Annotated in this window: 13 protein-coding genes; 4 read left to right on the top strand and 9 right to left on the bottom strand. The window is 68.6% G+C overall.

Annotation, left to right across the window (positions count from 1 at the left end; all coding sequences use genetic code 11):
• Positions 1–8: 8 nt before the first annotated feature.
• Genes GBZ48_RS02700 through GBZ48_RS02665 form a run of 8 tightly spaced genes read right to left on the bottom strand, consistent with a single transcriptional unit; the run spans position 9 to position 8,444 of the window.
• The gene (locus GBZ48_RS02700) at positions 9–818 is read right to left on the bottom strand and encodes an SCO family protein (protein WP_174469594.1); all 810 of its coding nucleotides are present in this window, start codon (positions 816–818) and stop codon (positions 9–11) included.
• The gene (locus GBZ48_RS02695) at positions 815–1,297 is read right to left on the bottom strand and encodes a hypothetical protein (protein WP_174469593.1); all 483 of its coding nucleotides are present in this window, start codon (positions 1,295–1,297) and stop codon (positions 815–817) included. The genes GBZ48_RS02700 and GBZ48_RS02695 overlap by 4 nt, the downstream gene beginning before the upstream one ends.
• Positions 1,290–2,357 carry a hypothetical protein gene (locus GBZ48_RS02690; protein WP_174469592.1) on the bottom strand — a complete coding sequence of 356 codons (1,068 nt, stop codon included), beginning with the start codon at positions 2,355–2,357 and terminating at the stop codon, positions 1,290–1,292. Before GBZ48_RS02690 ends, GBZ48_RS02695 begins: the two co-directional genes overlap by 8 nt.
• Positions 2,354–2,887, bottom strand: a complete 534-nt coding sequence (locus tag GBZ48_RS02685) for a c-type cytochrome (protein ID WP_174469591.1) — start codon at positions 2,885–2,887, stop codon at positions 2,354–2,356. The genes GBZ48_RS02690 and GBZ48_RS02685 overlap by 4 nt, the downstream gene beginning before the upstream one ends.
• Entirely contained in the window at positions 2,884–3,435 is a 552-nt protein-coding gene (locus GBZ48_RS02680) for a DUF3341 domain-containing protein (protein ID WP_174469590.1), read from the bottom strand. Before GBZ48_RS02680 ends, GBZ48_RS02685 begins: the two co-directional genes overlap by 4 nt.
• On the bottom strand, positions 3,432–4,796 hold the full coding sequence (nrfD, locus tag GBZ48_RS02675) for an NrfD/PsrC family molybdoenzyme membrane anchor subunit (protein WP_174469696.1): 1,365 nt from the start codon (positions 4,794–4,796) through the stop codon (positions 3,432–3,434). The genes GBZ48_RS02680 and nrfD overlap by 4 nt, the downstream gene beginning before the upstream one ends.
• 13 nt (positions 4,797–4,809) lie before the next feature.
• A complete protein-coding gene (locus GBZ48_RS02670; RefSeq protein WP_174469589.1) occupies positions 4,810–7,794 on the bottom strand; it encodes a TAT-variant-translocated molybdopterin oxidoreductase in 2,985 nt (994 codons plus the stop codon).
• Positions 7,791–8,444 carry a cytochrome c3 family protein gene (locus GBZ48_RS02665; protein ID WP_174469588.1) on the bottom strand — a complete coding sequence of 218 codons (654 nt, stop codon included), beginning with the start codon at positions 8,442–8,444 and terminating at the stop codon, positions 7,791–7,793. The genes GBZ48_RS02670 and GBZ48_RS02665 overlap by 4 nt, the downstream gene beginning before the upstream one ends.
• A 488-nt stretch (positions 8,445–8,932) precedes the next feature.
• Between GBZ48_RS02665 and tcuA the strand changes: the two genes are divergently transcribed.
• Both tcuA and tcuB read left to right on the top strand, forming a co-directional pair.
• Positions 8,933–10,315 carry an FAD-dependent tricarballylate dehydrogenase TcuA gene (gene tcuA, locus GBZ48_RS02660; protein WP_174469587.1) on the top strand — a complete coding sequence of 461 codons (1,383 nt, stop codon included), beginning with the start codon at positions 8,933–8,935 and terminating at the stop codon, positions 10,313–10,315.
• On the top strand, positions 10,302–11,426 hold the full coding sequence (gene tcuB, locus GBZ48_RS02655) for a tricarballylate utilization 4Fe-4S protein TcuB (protein ID WP_174469586.1): 1,125 nt from the start codon (positions 10,302–10,304) through the stop codon (positions 11,424–11,426). Before tcuA ends, tcuB begins: the two co-directional genes overlap by 14 nt.
• A 31-nt stretch (positions 11,427–11,457) precedes the next feature.
• Here tcuB and GBZ48_RS02650 read toward each other — a convergent pair whose 3' ends face one another.
• Entirely contained in the window at positions 11,458–13,038 is a 1,581-nt protein-coding gene (locus GBZ48_RS02650) for an aldehyde dehydrogenase (NADP(+)) (protein ID WP_174469585.1), read from the bottom strand.
• Between the two features lie 261 nt (positions 13,039–13,299).
• On the opposite strand from GBZ48_RS02650, the gene GBZ48_RS02645 reads away from it, so the two are divergent.
• Positions 13,300–14,031: a FadR/GntR family transcriptional regulator gene (locus GBZ48_RS02645; protein ID WP_174469584.1), complete on the top strand. Its 732-nt coding sequence runs from the start codon at positions 13,300–13,302 to the stop codon at positions 14,029–14,031.
• A 309-nt stretch (positions 14,032–14,340) separates the two neighbouring features.
• Positions 14,341–15,252 (top strand): 5-dehydro-4-deoxyglucarate dehydratase, encoded by a 912-nt coding sequence (gene kdgD / locus GBZ48_RS02640; RefSeq protein ID WP_174469583.1) that lies wholly within the window; start codon positions 14,341–14,343, stop codon positions 15,250–15,252.
• Positions 15,253–15,280 lie beyond the last annotated feature (28 nt).

Raw genomic sequence — 15,280 nt, 5'->3', positions numbered from 1 at the left:
CGTCGCCCTCACCCCCGTCCCGGCCGGCGCGCGGCGCGCCAGACCAGCAGCCCGAGTGCCAGCACCGACAGAACCCCGGTCGCCTGGATCAGCCGGCCCACCTCGGCGTTGTAGCGGCCCTGCGCAGCGTCATAGCCGTAGCAGAGCAGCAGCAGATGGTCGGCCACCGATCCGACGGCTCCCCTGGAGGCATCGACCAGTCCCAGCCGCAGATCGGTCGGGTCGTAGCCCACCCCCAGGATGTAGCGGGAAACCGTCCCTCCCGGCGACACCAGCACCACGCCCGCCGGGTGGGCATACTGCCCCGTCGTCTCGTCGAGGCGGTAGTGGAAGCCGGCGGCATCGGCGAGGCGGCGCACCTCGCGCCCCCGATCAGTGGCATCGCTCACCAACGCGTGAATGGCACCGGCCAGCGCCGGATCGCGTTCGAAATGCCTGGCCTTCAGCGCCGCGGCGTCGGCCGGGCTGTCGTCGGGATCGAAGCTGACCGCCATCACCGCATAGTCCTTGCCCGGTGTCAGCGGCACCTGCGCCAGCGCCGCCGCCAGATCGCCCAGCACCACCCCGCACAGCGTCGTGCAGCGGAAATAATCGAAGACCAGGACCAGCGGCTTGCCCCTGTCGAACAGGGAGGCGGTCGTGACCGCATGACCAGCCTCGTCACGCAGCCTGACGTCACGCGGCAGTTGTGCTCCCGGGCGCTGATCGAAAGCGAACTCGGTGAAGCTTCCCGGCAGCAGGGTGGCGGGAGAGGCCTGCGCGCCGGCGGTGGGAATCGACAACAGGAACAGCAGGGCAGCCATTGCGAACCTTGTCATCGCTGCGCCCCCCGCCTTGCATCGGCCGGCCAGTCGGCGATGCCGTGCTCGGCAACACGGCGCATCGCTTCGTTAATAGGGATGTGGGCGATGCCATGCGCGCGGTCGGCCCAGCCATAGCCGGTCAGCCGTTCCATCGCCTGTGCCTTGTAGCGCTTGAGGTCGGCGACGGGATCGGTTTGCAGGCGCGGCTCCGGCATCGGCGTCGTCAGCGCATGGTTCTCGTCCCTGGCTGCGTTGGGGAAAATCAGCAGCAACGACACCACGACCGCCACGATCAGGCCTGCCGCCAACCCGCCCAGCACCGGGAACAGCCAGGGTGGGGTGTCCCGCGCCTCGAACCGCGTGTCCGGGTTGCTGCCTTCCTGCTGCGGCTTATGCTTCGGTCTCCGGGCGCGACCTTGCCGCAGCCATCCGAACAGCAGTGCCGCGGCAGCACCCGCAACGCCGGACCGGCCGATACGCGTGGCCTTATCCATGGCCGACCTCCTCCGCCAGCCGGCCGACGGGCCGCGTGGCCGGCCGGGTGGAGAGCCGCCAAAGAAGCACCGTCATGCACGCCCCGCCCATCGCCAGCGCGGCTGCCGGGGCATACCAGGTGAAGCCGCCGGCCAGCCCCGGCAGGATCAGCCACCAGCATTCCAGCAGATGCGCCGCCAGCAGCAGCAGGCAGACGGCGGCCAACCCGCCCCGGCTGCGCTTCACCGGCCACCAGATCAGGGCTGCGAAGGGCAAAGCCCCTTGCGCCAGCGCACCCAACGCCGCGGCCCAGCCCCAGCCGCCGGACAGGCGGGCGACGTACCACGTGATCTCCTGCGGCAGGTTCTCCTGCCAGACGATCAGGAACTGCATGAAAGACAGGTAGAACCACAGCAGGATGGCGGTGGTCAGCAGGCTGCTCAGGTCGTGGCGCTGCCCGGCATCCGTCCGTCCACCCAGCACGGCGGCCAATGTCGCCAGCGCCAGGGCGCCCAGAAGCTGGCCGCCGACGATCATCATCCCGTAGATGCTGGAGCCCCAATCCGGCTCGATCGACATGAACCAGTCGAAGGATGCGAAGGTGACGGTCAGCCCCAACAGGATCAGCCCGGGCGCCGCCAGCGGATTGCGCGCTCGTTCCTGCCGCAGCAGAATCGCCAGGGCCAGCCCTAGCCAGACCATGGCATAGACCGCCGTCCGTCCGTAGAAGAAGGGAGCGTTCAGGTAGAAGCGGTTCTTCAGATGCGCGGCTTCGGCCGCCCGCGCCCAGGGATACAGCTCCGGCAGCAGGGCCAGCACCGGCACCAGCAGCAGAAGCATCGGCGGCAGGAAAGCCACCATGGCCCGCAGGGCCGGCACGGCTGCTGCTCCCCAGCGTCCGCCGGTCAAATCATGGGCGAACAGCAGCATCATGGCGCCGAGCGGCAGCCCGATCCAGAAGGCGAAGGAAGCCAGCCAGCCGCGCAGCACCGCCTGCGGATCCGTCAGTGCTCCAACGGCGCAGATCGCTCCCCCGATCAATGCCGCGCCGAAGGCGGCGATCAGCGGACGGCGGCTCATCGCAACGTCCCCCGCACCGTCTCCGGCAACTCGGCCGCGGCGGTGTTCTGACTGGTCTGCAAGGCCCGGATATAGGCGGCGATGGCCCAGCGGTCGTCCGACCTGACGCGGTCGGCATAGGAATACATCGCCCCCCAGCCATTGGTGGCGACCTCGTAGAAATGCCGGGTCGGGGCATTGCGCAGCGCCTCGTCGTGGAAGGAGGGCGGCTGCGGAAAGCCGCGCCGGACGATCATGCCGTCTCCGTCGCCGAGATAGCCATGGCAGGGCGTGCAATAGATCTCGTAGCGCTCCTTGCCGCGGGCCAGCAGGGCCGGCGTCAGCGCCGGCGGCGGCTGGGGACGGTCTTCGCGTGCAATGGCGTTCGGTGCCGGCTGCGGCGGCCAGATCTTCCGGTCCGGTTCGGCATTGGCCGAATTGCCATTGGCCGGCGTCCAGGTCTTGTCGCGCGGCTGCTTCGCCATATTGTCGCAGGCCGTCAGCAGCGACACCCCGCACAGCAGGAAGACGAGAGGAGACAGCCATCTCATGCCGGCACCTCGTCGATCCGCACACCCTCGCCCTCGGGTAGCAGCCGTTGCAAAAGCTCGCCGTCGTCCCGCCCCTCCCGTTCGGCGATCCAGATAAGGAACCGGTCCTGCGAGGCCAGTTCGAACCCCGGCGCATCGAAGATCGGATCGTAGAGGCGCGGCAGCCGGCAGAATTTGCAGAAGGCCAGGAAGCCCGCCAGCAGGATGGCCAGCGCCGCCAGTTCGAAGGTGCTGGGGCCGAAGGCCGGCCAGCTGTTCAGCGGCCGTCCGCCGATGTTCAGCGGATAGCTCAGCACCATTCCCCAATATTGCAGGAAGAACCCGCCGACGGCCCCCAGCAGCCCGGCTGCCACGACGATCAGCGGCAGCGCCCGCGGCCTGCGGTCCAGCAACTCGTCCACCCCCTCCACCGCATAGGGGCTGTAGACCTCCAGCCGAGAGAACCCTGCCCGCCGCAGACGGCGCAGGGCGTCCAGCATCGCGTCCGGGTCGTCGAAGGCGGCCATCCTGCCGCGCAGGCTGTGGCCGGTGCCGCGCTGCACGCTCATCGCCCGCCCTCCGTCTGCTTCTTGCGAAGGAGTTCGCGCAGCTCGAACATCGACACCATCGGGATGAAGCGCAGCGCCAGGAAGAAGCCGGTCAGGAACAGCCCCACAGAGCCGGCCAGCGTCGCCCAGTCCCAGACCGTCGGTATGAAGACGAACCAGCTCGATTCCGAGTGATTCCGGTGCAGGCTGCCGACGACGATGACGTAGCGCTCGATCCACATGCCGATCACCACACCCAGCGCCACGAGGAACAGCAGCGGCCGGTTCAACCGCACCGACCGGACCCACAGGATCTGCGGGACGATGCTGTTCAGGACGATCTTCGCCCAATACCAGGGGGCGTAATATCCGCCGAGCAGCGACATCGCCACGGTGATCTCGCGCTCCTCCCCCCGGTAGAAGGGCATAAAGATCTCGATCAGGTAGCAGTAGGACAGCAGCAGGCTGGCGGTCAGCATCAGCCGCGCCAGCACGTCGATGTGGCGCTGTGTGATGACCCCGGTCAGTTCCAGCGCCCGGCGCAGCGGAATGACCAGCATCAGCACCACGGCAAAGCCGGACAATGCCGCGCCGAAGACGAAATAGGGCGGAAACTGCGTTTCGTGCCAGCCCGGCGTCAGGCCGCCGGCGAAATCCAGCCCGACGATGCTGTGGATGGAGCAGACCAGCGGCGCCATCAATGCTGCGAACAGCCCGTACAGCATCCTGAACTGGCGCCAGTGCTGCGACGACCCCTGCCAGCCCAGCGCCAGCAACCCGTACAGCACCCGTTGCCAGCGCCGCCGCGCGCGGTCGCGCAGGGTGGCGAAATCGGGGAGCAATCCGACATACCAGAACAGCAGCGACCCGGCGACATAGACCAGGATGGCGACGAAATCCCAATGCAGCGGGCTGCGGAACTGCGGCCACAGAACCATCGTGTTGGGATAGGGGAACAGCCAGTAGAAATACCACCAGCGCCCGAGATGGATGACCGGCATGATCCCGGCGCAGGCGACGCAGAACACCGTCATGGTTTCGGCGATGCGGCTGGTGGCGCTGCGCCACTCCGACCGGGTCAGGAAGAACAGGGCGGAGATCAGCGTCCCGCCGCTCGCCATGCCGACCCACCAGACATAATTGCCGATGGCGAAGCCCCAGGCGATCGGCCAGTCGATGCCCCAGATGCCGATACCGCGGATGAACAGCCAGCCGACCGCAACCAGGAACAGGACGAACAGCCCGAACGACAGCCCGAAGCCGACCCACCACCACAGCGGCGTGCGGCGTTCCAGCACGAGGTCGCTGACATGCGCGGTCACAGCCGGGGCGGTCACCCCCGGTTCCACCACCCGTGTCAGGTTCCGTTCGGTCTCGGGCATTGCGCTCACCGGTTCACACCTCCCCAATCTCGGGATTAGGGTTGCGCAGCCGCGCTTCGTAGGTCGTCCGTGGCCGGGTGTTCAGTTCGCTCAGAACGCCATAGTCGAGCGGGCTCGCCTTGCGCCGGCTGACCGCACTGTCCGGGTCGTTCAGATCGCCGAAGACGATGGCCTCGGCCGGGCAGGCCTGCTGGCAGGCGGTCTTCACCTCTCCGTCGCGGATCGGCCGGTTCTCGCGGTCTGCGATGATGCGGGCGTTGCGGATGCGCTGGATGCAGTAGGTGCATTTCTCCATGACACCGCGGGCCCGGACCGAGACGTCGGGGTTCCAGGACATCGACAGCCGGTTGTCGTCGCCGGAATAGTTGAAGTAGTTGAAACGCCGGACCTTGTACGGGCAGTTGTTGGAGCAGAAGCGGGTGCCGACACAGCGGTTGTAGACCATCACGTTCAGCCCGTCGGCGTCATGCATGGTGGCGGCGACCGGGCAGACCACCTCGCAGGGCGCATTCTCGCAATGCATGCAGGTCATCGGCTGGAAAAGGGTCTGATCCGGAGCCTCCGCCTTGCCCTCATACCAGGTGTCGATGCGGATCCAGTGCATCTGGCGATTCCGCAGCACCTCCTCCTTGCCGACCACCGCGATGTTGTTCTCGCCCTGGCAGGCAGCGGTACAGGCGTTGCAGCCGATGCAGGCATTCAGGTTGATCGCCATGCCCCAGGCGTTCCGCGGATATTCGTAATCCGGATAGAGCGACTGTTCCGGTTCCTTGCACTTGGCGAAACCCGGATCCCGGCGGAACTCGTCCAGCGTGGCGTGGCGAACCACGTCGGGGGAGTCGATCATCTGGTGGTGTTGGGTGGCGGCCAAGCGGAGGCTTTCCCCCGTCTTGCGCAGTTCCACTCCCGGCAACTGCCACGGATTGCCCAGGGTCCGCAGCCGGAAGGCGTCGAATCCGACATCGCGACCGACCCGGCCGACGATCCGGCGCCCGAAGCCGAAGGGCAGGGTGATGCAGTCCGGGGCATGGCCGGGAAGCAGCCAGACCGGCGCCCGAAGCCGACCGTTGGCGGTATTCACTTCCACCACATCCTCGTTCTTGAGGTCCAGCCGCTGCGCGGTCGCCGGTGCGATCAGCAGGGCATTGTCCCAGGTCAGGGTGGTGAAGGGCCGCGGCAGTTCCTGTAGCCAGCCGAGATTGGCGTAGCGCCCGTCGCGCAGCCACGGGTCCGGCCGGAACAGGGCGGTCAGCGTGCCCTTTGGCTGTGCCGGCGCCGGGGGCAGGCGGTCCGCCAAGCCGGGCAACAGCGAAACGGAAGCCGGCGGAGCGGCACTGTCCGGTACCACGCCCATGCGCAGGGCCTCTGCCCACAGACCCTCCGCATTGCCCTTGCTTTGGAAGAGTTCCATCCAGCTCTGCCGGACGATGGCGTAACCGTCGGGCCGCGTCTCTCCGTCGAGGACCGCCAGCAGTTCCTGCGGCGACCAGCCGCCCCACAGCGGCCTGACCTGCGGCTGCTGGATGGTGACCGTGCCGTCGAAGGCCCGTGCATCGCCCCAGCGCTCCAGTTCATGCGCCTCCGGCACATGCCATGTGCAGAGCATGGCTGTCTCGTCCACCGCGGCGCCGAGATGAACGGACAGCGGCACCTTTCCCAACGCGCCGGCAAAGTCGAGGTCGGCGGGCGCGGTGAAAACCGGGTTGGCGTCCAGGATCAGCAGCGTGTCGACCTTGCCGGCCGCCATATCGGCGACTAACCCTCCGACCGATTGGGCATGGTCGACCGGATCGGCTTCCACCGGCTCGATGCGACTGACCGTCTGTCCGGGTGCGCCCACAGCATCGTTGATGGCGTGCACCAGCGCATGGACGGCAGGCGGCTGTGCCGGCCCGGCATGGACCAACGCCGCGCCAATGTTGGCGGACAGGTCGCGGGCGGCGGCAGCCAGCCAGCCGGGAGCACCCTGCCGCCACTCCGCCGGCCCGGCGCCAAGCTCGGCGGCCAGCGCACGCACCACCGCCTCCACCTCGTCCGGACGAACCGCGAAACGGTGGTCGGCGCGGGCACCGGCAAGGGTGGGCGAGCTTTCCACCGCATAGAGGCGGCTCATCTCCTCCGGCTGTCCGTCCTCCGCCGCACGGCGGCGGCGGGCGAAGTCGCGGGCGTAGCGCAGGTGCCCAGGCGCGCTGTCGAGGAAATCACTCTCCACCGCTAGGATCACCTTTGCCCTGTCGAGGTGCAGCACGGTATCCACCGGCCGGCCGTAGGCCAGAACCGCCCCGGCCCGCACCATATCACGCCCGTCGGCCTCCCAACGGTGCCACTGCATCGCCGGAAAACGCTGCTTCAGCGCCCCGATCTGCCGGGCCAGCGTGGGGGAGGTGACGGTGCCGGTCAGCAGACGCAGCCCGCCGCCGCCAAGCGCCGCCAGAGCGGGCAGGCGGTCGACCAGCGCCTTGACCATCCCGTTGGTGCTCGCCGTCCGGCCGGCTTTCAGCACGGTCCGTGAGCGGTCGGGATCGTACAGATCGAGGATGCTGGCCTGAACGATCGGATCGAGAGCGCCCAGACTGGCGGGATGGTCGGGATTGCCCTCCAGCTGGACCGGGCGCCCCATCTGATGGATCGCCAGCACGCCGTCGGCATAGCCGCCACGGGTGACCGCCGTGGCGAAATGGCGGGCGACGCCGGGCACCAGCCCGGCCGGCATCGTCACATAGGGGATTGCCGTCTCCGACGCCTCTCCCGGTCCGCAGCCCGACAGCCCGGCCAGGGCGAAGGAGGCGCCCATCAGTTCCAGCAGCCGGCGGCGACCGACCCGCGCGTCGGCCAAATCCGGCAGGCCGGGAAACTCGGCGCGCAGCATCTCCAGCACGGACGGTTCCCGCGACAGCTCATCCAGGCTGCGCCACAGCGCCCGGCCGCTCTTCCCGGTCAGCCGGTCTTCGATGTGCCGGGCCAGCTCCTCCCGCCCCAATTCCTCCCGAGCCGTCATCGGTGGCACACCGAGCAGTCGGACAGGGTTTCGGGATGGATGTGATAGCGGGCCATCAGCTGTTCGCCGGATGGGGTTGTTGCGGTCCGTTTCCAGTCGGTGTCGAAGACCGCCTCCTTCGGGCGCAGGTTCGGGGCCGGATCGCGATGGCAGTCGAGGCACCAGCTCATCCGCAGGCTCGCTCCCTTCCAGGTCAGGGGCATGCTGTCCACCGGCCCGTGGCAGGTGGTGCAGGCCACACCCTTGGCGACATGGATGCTGTGGTTGAAGAAGACGTAGTCGGGCAGCGCATTGACCCGGTTCCAGCGGATCGGCGTTCCGGTGGCAAGGCTCTGGCGCACGGGGGCCAGCAGCTCCGCATTGGTCCAGATCTGCGAATGGCAGGTCATGCAGGTGTGGGTCGGCGGCAGGCCGGCATTCGCCGATACCTCCACCGACGTATGGCAATAACGGCAGTCCAGTCCCAGCCCGCCGACATGATGTTCGTGGCTGAAGGGCACCGGCTGCGGCTGCACGATGCCGACCCGCGTTGCATAGGTGGTGTTGGGAAAGAACCAAGCGCCGCCGACCAGCGTGACCAGTCCCGCCAGCAGGGTGTAGAGCACCAGTTTGGTCAGGATGTTGGCGGTGGGACTGAAGACACCCGGCACGTCTCAGGACCCCCGTCACGCCGCCGGAGCGGCCGATTGGAGGGGGCGGCGTCGATCCATGACTTGCGTCTCCCTGACTTGTCCGCCCCGGCAGACGCAAAGCTGCACGGGTCGGTCGTCGGCGGGATTCAGGCGGAGCCCGAACCCGGTGCGGCGGACGTTGGTGGGGGTGGCCATCTGCGTGTCACCCCATCGCTACAAGCACCCGTTCACCGTCAGGTTCCATGCCGTGGTCGGGCTAGCCCGACTGCCCCCGCCGTTCCGCACCAATCGGACAGTTTTCCGAAGCGCAGTGGACAGCGCGGATCGACGATCCTTTCGGTAAGGGGGACTGGCCGGAAGATCGGGACATAGGCGCCTTCCGGTGACCGCTGCGCTGTGTCGCAGGTGCCGCCTCTTCCCCCGCGATGCCGTCCGGCGCTAAAGCCATGCTTTCCAGGCTTCGTCCGGCAGACCGGGGGCGGACCGCCTTCTGTTGCGACGGATCGATGACCCGTGTTTCGTGCGACTGCGATGTTCTGGTGGTGGGCGGCGGCAACGCGGCGCTCTGCGCCGCAATCGCGGCCCGCCGGGCCGGTGCATCTGTCCTGCTGCTGGAGGCCGCATCCAAGTCGCTGCGCGGAGGGAACGCCCGCCACTCCCGCAACATGCGGGTCATGCACGGCGCACCGACACCGTGGGTGCGGGGGTGCTATCCGGCCGACGATTACCATGCCGACCTGCAACGGATGGCCGGGGCTGCCGTAAATTCCGTAGATGACGGGCTGGCACGCCTGTTCATCGACGCCAGTGCCGACATCGTCGATTGGCTGGTCGGCAACGGCGTGCGGTTTCACCGCGGCACCGACGAGGTCCTGCCCTATTCCCGCAAGACCGCCTTCTTCCTGGGCGGGGGGAAAGCCCTGATCAATGCGCTCTACGCCACGGCGGAAGCGCTGGGCGTCGTCGTCCGCTACGGCAGCGCCGTGCGCGCCCTGCATCGGCGGGACGGGCCACCGGCCGTCATCGTCGGCGATGCGGGCATCGCCGTCCGGGCAAGAGCGCTCGTCGTCGCCTCCGGCGGGTTCCAGGCCGATCTCGGCTGGCTGCGGCAGCAATGGGGTGGGGCTGCCGGTGAATTCACGATCCGCGGCACCCCGCATGCGACGGGCGTCCCGCTGAAGGCACTGCTGGAGGACGGGGCGGACCCGGTGGGGGCGGCGGACCGCTGCCATATGGTGGCGGTGGATGGCCGCGCTCCGCCGTTCGACGGCGGCATCGTCACGCGGCTGGATGGGCTTCCCCATGGCATCGTCGTGGACCGGGACGGCCGGCGTTTCGCCGACGAAGGTGCGGTCGTCGGGCCATCGCGCTACACGGCCTGGGGCGAACTGGTGGCCCGCTGCCCCGGTGCCGTCGCCTTTTCGGTCTTCGATTCCGCCATTGCCGAGCGGTTCCGGCCCTCCATTTTCCCGGCGATCCAGGCGGACAGCGTCGGCGGGCTGGCCTCGGCTCTGGGCATCGGCCCGCCGGCGCTGGGATCCACGGTGGCGGCCTTCAATGCCGCCCTCAATGCCACGGTCGCCGGTGGCGGCACGACGGCGGGCGTCCATCCGCCGAAAACCCGGCTGGCCGCGCCGATCACGGTTCCGCCCTTCGGCGCCTACCCGGTTCGGGCCGGTGTCACCTCCACCTGCCTTGGGGTGCGGGTCGACGGACGGGCACGTGTGCTGCGGCCGGACGGGACGGCCATCGACGGAGTCCATGCCGCCGGAGTCATCATGGCGCCCAACATCCTGGGAACGGGCTATCTGGCGGGGAGCGCCATGACCATCGGCGCCGTGTTCGGCCGCATCGCCGGTCGGGAGGCCGCAGCTCATGCCCTGCGCTGACGATACGCAGCGGATTGCGGCGGAGGCCCGCCGGGCGCTGGACATCTGCAACGCCTGCCAGTTCTGCGACGGCTACTGCGCCGTCTTCCCTGCGCTCAAATCGCGGCGATTGGTGTCGGCGCAGGATCTGACCTTCCTGTCCAACCTCTGCCACAACTGCCGGTCCTGCTATCATGCCTGCCAATACGCGCCGCCCCACGCCTTCGACCTCAACCTGCCGAAAAGCCTGAGTCTGGTCCGGCAGCAGTCCTACCGCGACCATGTCTGGCCCCCGCTGCTCAGGGGACGATTGCCCCATGTGGGCTGGCCCGCGGTTGCCGTCATGGCTTCCATCGTCCTGTCGGCGGTCGCCCTCGTGGTCGTTCCGGCCCTGCTGTTGGTTCCGCCGGAGATGCTCTTTGGGCGACAGTCGGGCCCCGGCGCCTTCTACCGGCTGGTGCCGTGGCGGGTTATCGCCGGTGTCGCCGGGGTGGTGATGCTGTGGTCGCTGCTCGCCATCGGCTTCAGCGTCGCATCCTTCTGGCGCGGCATGGGACCGGCGCCGGCCGGCGCGCCGCGGTTGCCGGCGCTGCGCGATGCCCTGTCCGACGCCGCCACCTTGCGCAATCTCGGCGGCGGCGGGGTCGGCTGCAACGACCGGGATGAAGGCTTTTCCCAGGCGCGTCGCCGCTTTCATCATGCGCTGTTCTATGGGGTGACGCTTTGCTTCGCCTCGACCTGCGTGGCGACCGTTTATGACCATCTGCTGGGATGGCCGGCGCCTTATCCGCTGACAAGCCTGCCGGTCCTGTTCGGCAGCCTTGGCGGGGTCGGCATGGTGATCGGCACGGCAGGGCTGGCTTCATTAAAGCTGCACGCCGATCCCGCACCCGTGGCGGCGAGCCTGACCGGTGCTGATTGTTCCCTGCTGGCGCTGCTGTTTCTGGTGGCGGTCAGCGGCCTGGGGCTGCTGGCTCTGCGCGAGACGGCGGCGATGGGACCGCTGCTGCTGGTCCATTTGGGCCTCGTCCTCGGCTGGTTCGCGACGCTGCCCTACAGCAAGTCCCTGCACGCGCCCTTCCGCTTCGCCGCCCTGTTGCGCGCCGCGATGGAGCGGCGGGGCAGGGGCTGATTTGCCACTGCCCCCCCGTCCCGACAGACGGTCACTCCTGTCCCAATTCCCCATCGACCCGGCGCCACAGCCCAAGCGGGTTGCCGTCGCGCAGGGCTTCCGGAAGCAGGTCGGCCGGGATGTCCTGGTAGCAGACCGGGCGGAGGAAACGGCGGATCGCCAGCGTGCCGACCGAGGTGCTGCGCGGGTCGGAGGTCGCCGGGAACGGGCCGCCATGCACCATCGCGTGGCAGACCTCCACCCCCGTCGGCCAGCCGTTCGCCAGGATGCGCCCGGCCTTGCGCTCCAGCGTCGGGATCAGCCCGGCCACCGCCGCCTTGTCCGCCCCATCCATCTGCAAGGTCGCCGTCAGCTGGCCTTCCAGCCTTTCCGCCACCGCCGTCATCGCCGCCACGTCCGGGCAGCGGATCAGCAGCGAGGCGGCGCCGAACACCTCCTCCTGCAACTCAGGATCGGCCAGGAAGGCGTCCGCCGTCGTGGTGAAGAAAGCCGCCTGCGCCTGGTTCGGCCCGCTGCACGCCAAGCCACGCGCCAGCGTCGCCACCTCGCCGCTGTCGGCCAGCTTGGCGACACCGCTGTCGAAGGCGGCATGGATGCCCGGCGTCAGCATGGTCGAGGCGGCGCTGCCGCCGAGGGCCTCCACCGCCGCGGCGACGAAGCGGTCGAGGTCCGGCCCGTCCACCGCCAGCAGGATGCCGGGGTTGGTGCAGAACTGCCCGGCCCCCATGGTCAGCGACGCCACAAACGCCTTGCCCAATGCCTCGGCCTTCGATGCTAGCGCCGCCGGCATCAGGAAGACCGGGTTGATGCTGCTCATCTCGGCATAGACCGGGATCGGTTCCGGCCGCCTGGCCGCCACCCCCATCAGTGCCAGCCCGCCGCGGCGCGAGCCGGTGAAGCCCACCGCCTTGATGCGCGGATCGGCGACCAGCGCCGTGCCGATCTCGTTGCCGGTGCCGAACAGCAGGGAGAAGACCCCCTCCGGCAGGCCGCAGGATGCCACCGCCGCCTGGATGGCGCGGCCGACCAGTTCCGAGGTGCCGGGATGGGCGCCGTGGCCCTTGACCACCACCGGGCAGCCGGCGGCGAAGGCGGACGCGGTGTCGCCGCCGGCCACCGAGAAGGCGAGCGGGAAGTTGGAGGCGCCGAACACCGCAACCGGCCCCAGCGCGATGTGGCGCTGGCGGATGTCGGCACGCGGCAGCGGGGTGCGCGCCGGCATGGCCGGGTCGATCCGGGCCTCAACCCAGCTTCCCTCCCGCACCACCTGGGCGAACAGGCGGAGCTGGCCGACGGTGCGGCCACGCTCGCCCTCCAGCCGGGCGCGCGGCAGGCCGCTCTCGGCCATGGCACGGGCGATCAGCGCGTCGCCGATGTCGAGGATGTTCTGGGCGACCGTTTCCAGGAAAGCGGCGCGCTGCTCCAGGCCGGTCTCGCGGAAGGCGTCGAAGGCGGCCCATGCCAGCGCGCAGGCGCGCTCGACCTCGGCGGCACCGCCGCCACCGAAGGCGGGATCCAGCGCCTCGCCGGTGGCGGGGTCGACGGCGCGGAATTCGCCCTGGCCGCCGCGGTGGGCCTTGGCGCCGATCAGCATCTCGCCGGTGATGGTCATCTTGGGGTCTCCTTCAAAGGCGGAACGCCAGGGGAGGGGCGTCCGCCGACAAGAGCGGCCGGACATTTGTTGGAGAGGCGATCTATCATGACATCAGTCATCATACAAGTGGGGTGGTGCTGAGTGGCCCCCAATGTGTCGCCTTCCCACGGGCCGGCAGGCCGGCTTGTCTATTGTCGTATAGGTTTTGTGGGTGTTAACTCTGGACATGGAGTGGTGACGGGCGGTCCGTCCCGGAACCGGGTTTGGGTGAGGATGGTGATGACAGCGCGCAGGCGCCGGGACCCGCTGGCGAAGCAACTGGTGGATGCCCTGGCCGAACGGATCTCCAGCGGACAATTCAAGAGTGGCGACCGGCTGCCGAGCGAACAAGACCTGATCGACGAATTCGGTGTCAGCCGCACCGTGGTGCGCGAGGCGATCGCCAACTTGAAGGCGGTCGGCATGGTTTCCACCCGGCAGGGGTTGGGGGCCTTCGTCCTGCGCGACGCCGCGATCCTGCCCTTCCGCATCGAGGAATCGACGCTGGAGGCGGTGAACGAGGCGATCTCGGTGCTGGAGGTCCGCATCAGCCTGGAATCGGAAGCGGCCTATCTCGCCGCCATCCGCCGCGACGACGCCCAACTGGCCCGCATGCGCGAGGCGCTGGACACGATGACGGCGGCGGTGGAGGCGGGCGAGGATGCCATCGACGCCGATCTGGCCTTTCACAGCGCCATCGCCGCGGCGACCGGAAACAAGCATTTCCTGGCCCTGTTCTCGTATCTCGGATCGCTGCTGATCCCGCGCGCCCGCGTGCGTTACGGCCATCTGGAAGGCGATTCCCGCCGTCAATACCTGCGGCGGATCAACGACGAACACCAGACCATCTATTCCGCCATCGAGCGCCAGGACCCGGAGGGCGCCCGTGCCGCCATCCGCCTGCATCTGAATGGCAGCCGCGACCGGCTGCGCGCCGGCGGCGACTTCAAGGCAACCGCCGCGACGGGCTGAACGTCCGCCCGTTCCGGGTTTGCGGGATCAGGGGACGCTGCCGGACCACCGGCCGCGTCCCTTTTGCTTTGTGGACCGGCTTTCGCCATGTCGGGATTGGTGGGGAGGCGGATTGCCTTTGTCCGCATCAAACCACTTGTATGATGACTGATATGATGGTAATCGTCCTGTCATCCGATGACGACGGTGTCGGACGGATCGCCGCGAACCCGGCCCGGATCCTCTGAACAGGCCATCGTCCAAAAACCATCATGCCCGCAGCTTTTCCTCTGCGGATCGTGTCTCCACCGTTTTCCAAGGATGCTCCCGATGGAACCGCAAGCCCTGAAGGCCGTCGTCAGCGAAGGTCTCCTGTCGTTCCCGCTGACCGATTTTACCGCCGACGGCACCTTCGAGCCGGGTGGCTATGCCCGCCGCCTGGAATGGCTGAAGCCCTACGGCGCGTCGGCCCTGTTCGCCGCCGGCGGCACCGGCGAGCTGTTCTCGCTGACGCCCGACGAGCACAGGAGCATCGTGTCGCTGGCCGTCGAGGTCTGCGGCAAGGAGGTGCCGATCATTGCCGGCGTCGGCTATTCCACCCGCATCGCGGTGGAGATGGCGCAGGCGGCCGAGAAGGCCGGGGCTGCCGGCATCCTGGTGCTGCCGCATTACCTGACGGAAGCCGACCAGGAGGGCGTCGCCGCCCATGTCGAGGCGATCTGCAAGTCGGTCGGCATCGGCGTCATCATCTACAACCGCGCCACCTGCAAGCTGGGCGCCGACCGGTTGGCGACGCTGGCGGAGCGCTGCCCCAACCTGATCGGCTTCAAAGACGGGCTGGGCGACATCGAGCTGATGACGACCATCCGTCGCAAAATGGGCGACCGCTTCAGCTATCTGGGCGGCCTGCCGACCGCTGAGGTCTACGCCGCGGCCTATCGCGCCATCGGCGTTCCGGTCTATTCGTCGGCTGTCTTCAACTTCATCCCGCGCACGGCGATGGAGTTCTATAAGGCGGTCGCCGCCGGCGACACCGCCACCACCGACCGGCTGCTCGACCAGTTCTTCCTGCCCTATCTGGCGATCCGCAACCGCAAGGCCGGCTATGCCGTCAGCATCGTCAAGGCGGGCGCCGCCATCGTTGGCCGTCCCGCCGGCCCGGTGCGCGCGCCGCTGATCGACTGCACCCCCGCCGAGGTCGAGGAACTGCGTGCCCTGATCGAGGCGCTGGGACCCCAGTAAGTCCCGGCCGATAGGCCAGGGCCAATCA

The organism is Azospirillum melinis (assembly GCF_013340935.1).
GTDB lineage: Bacteria > Pseudomonadota > Alphaproteobacteria > Azospirillales > Azospirillaceae > Azospirillum > Azospirillum melinis.
Note: the sequence above shows the minus strand (reverse complement) of the source record. Positions and strands in the feature narration are given on the sequence as shown.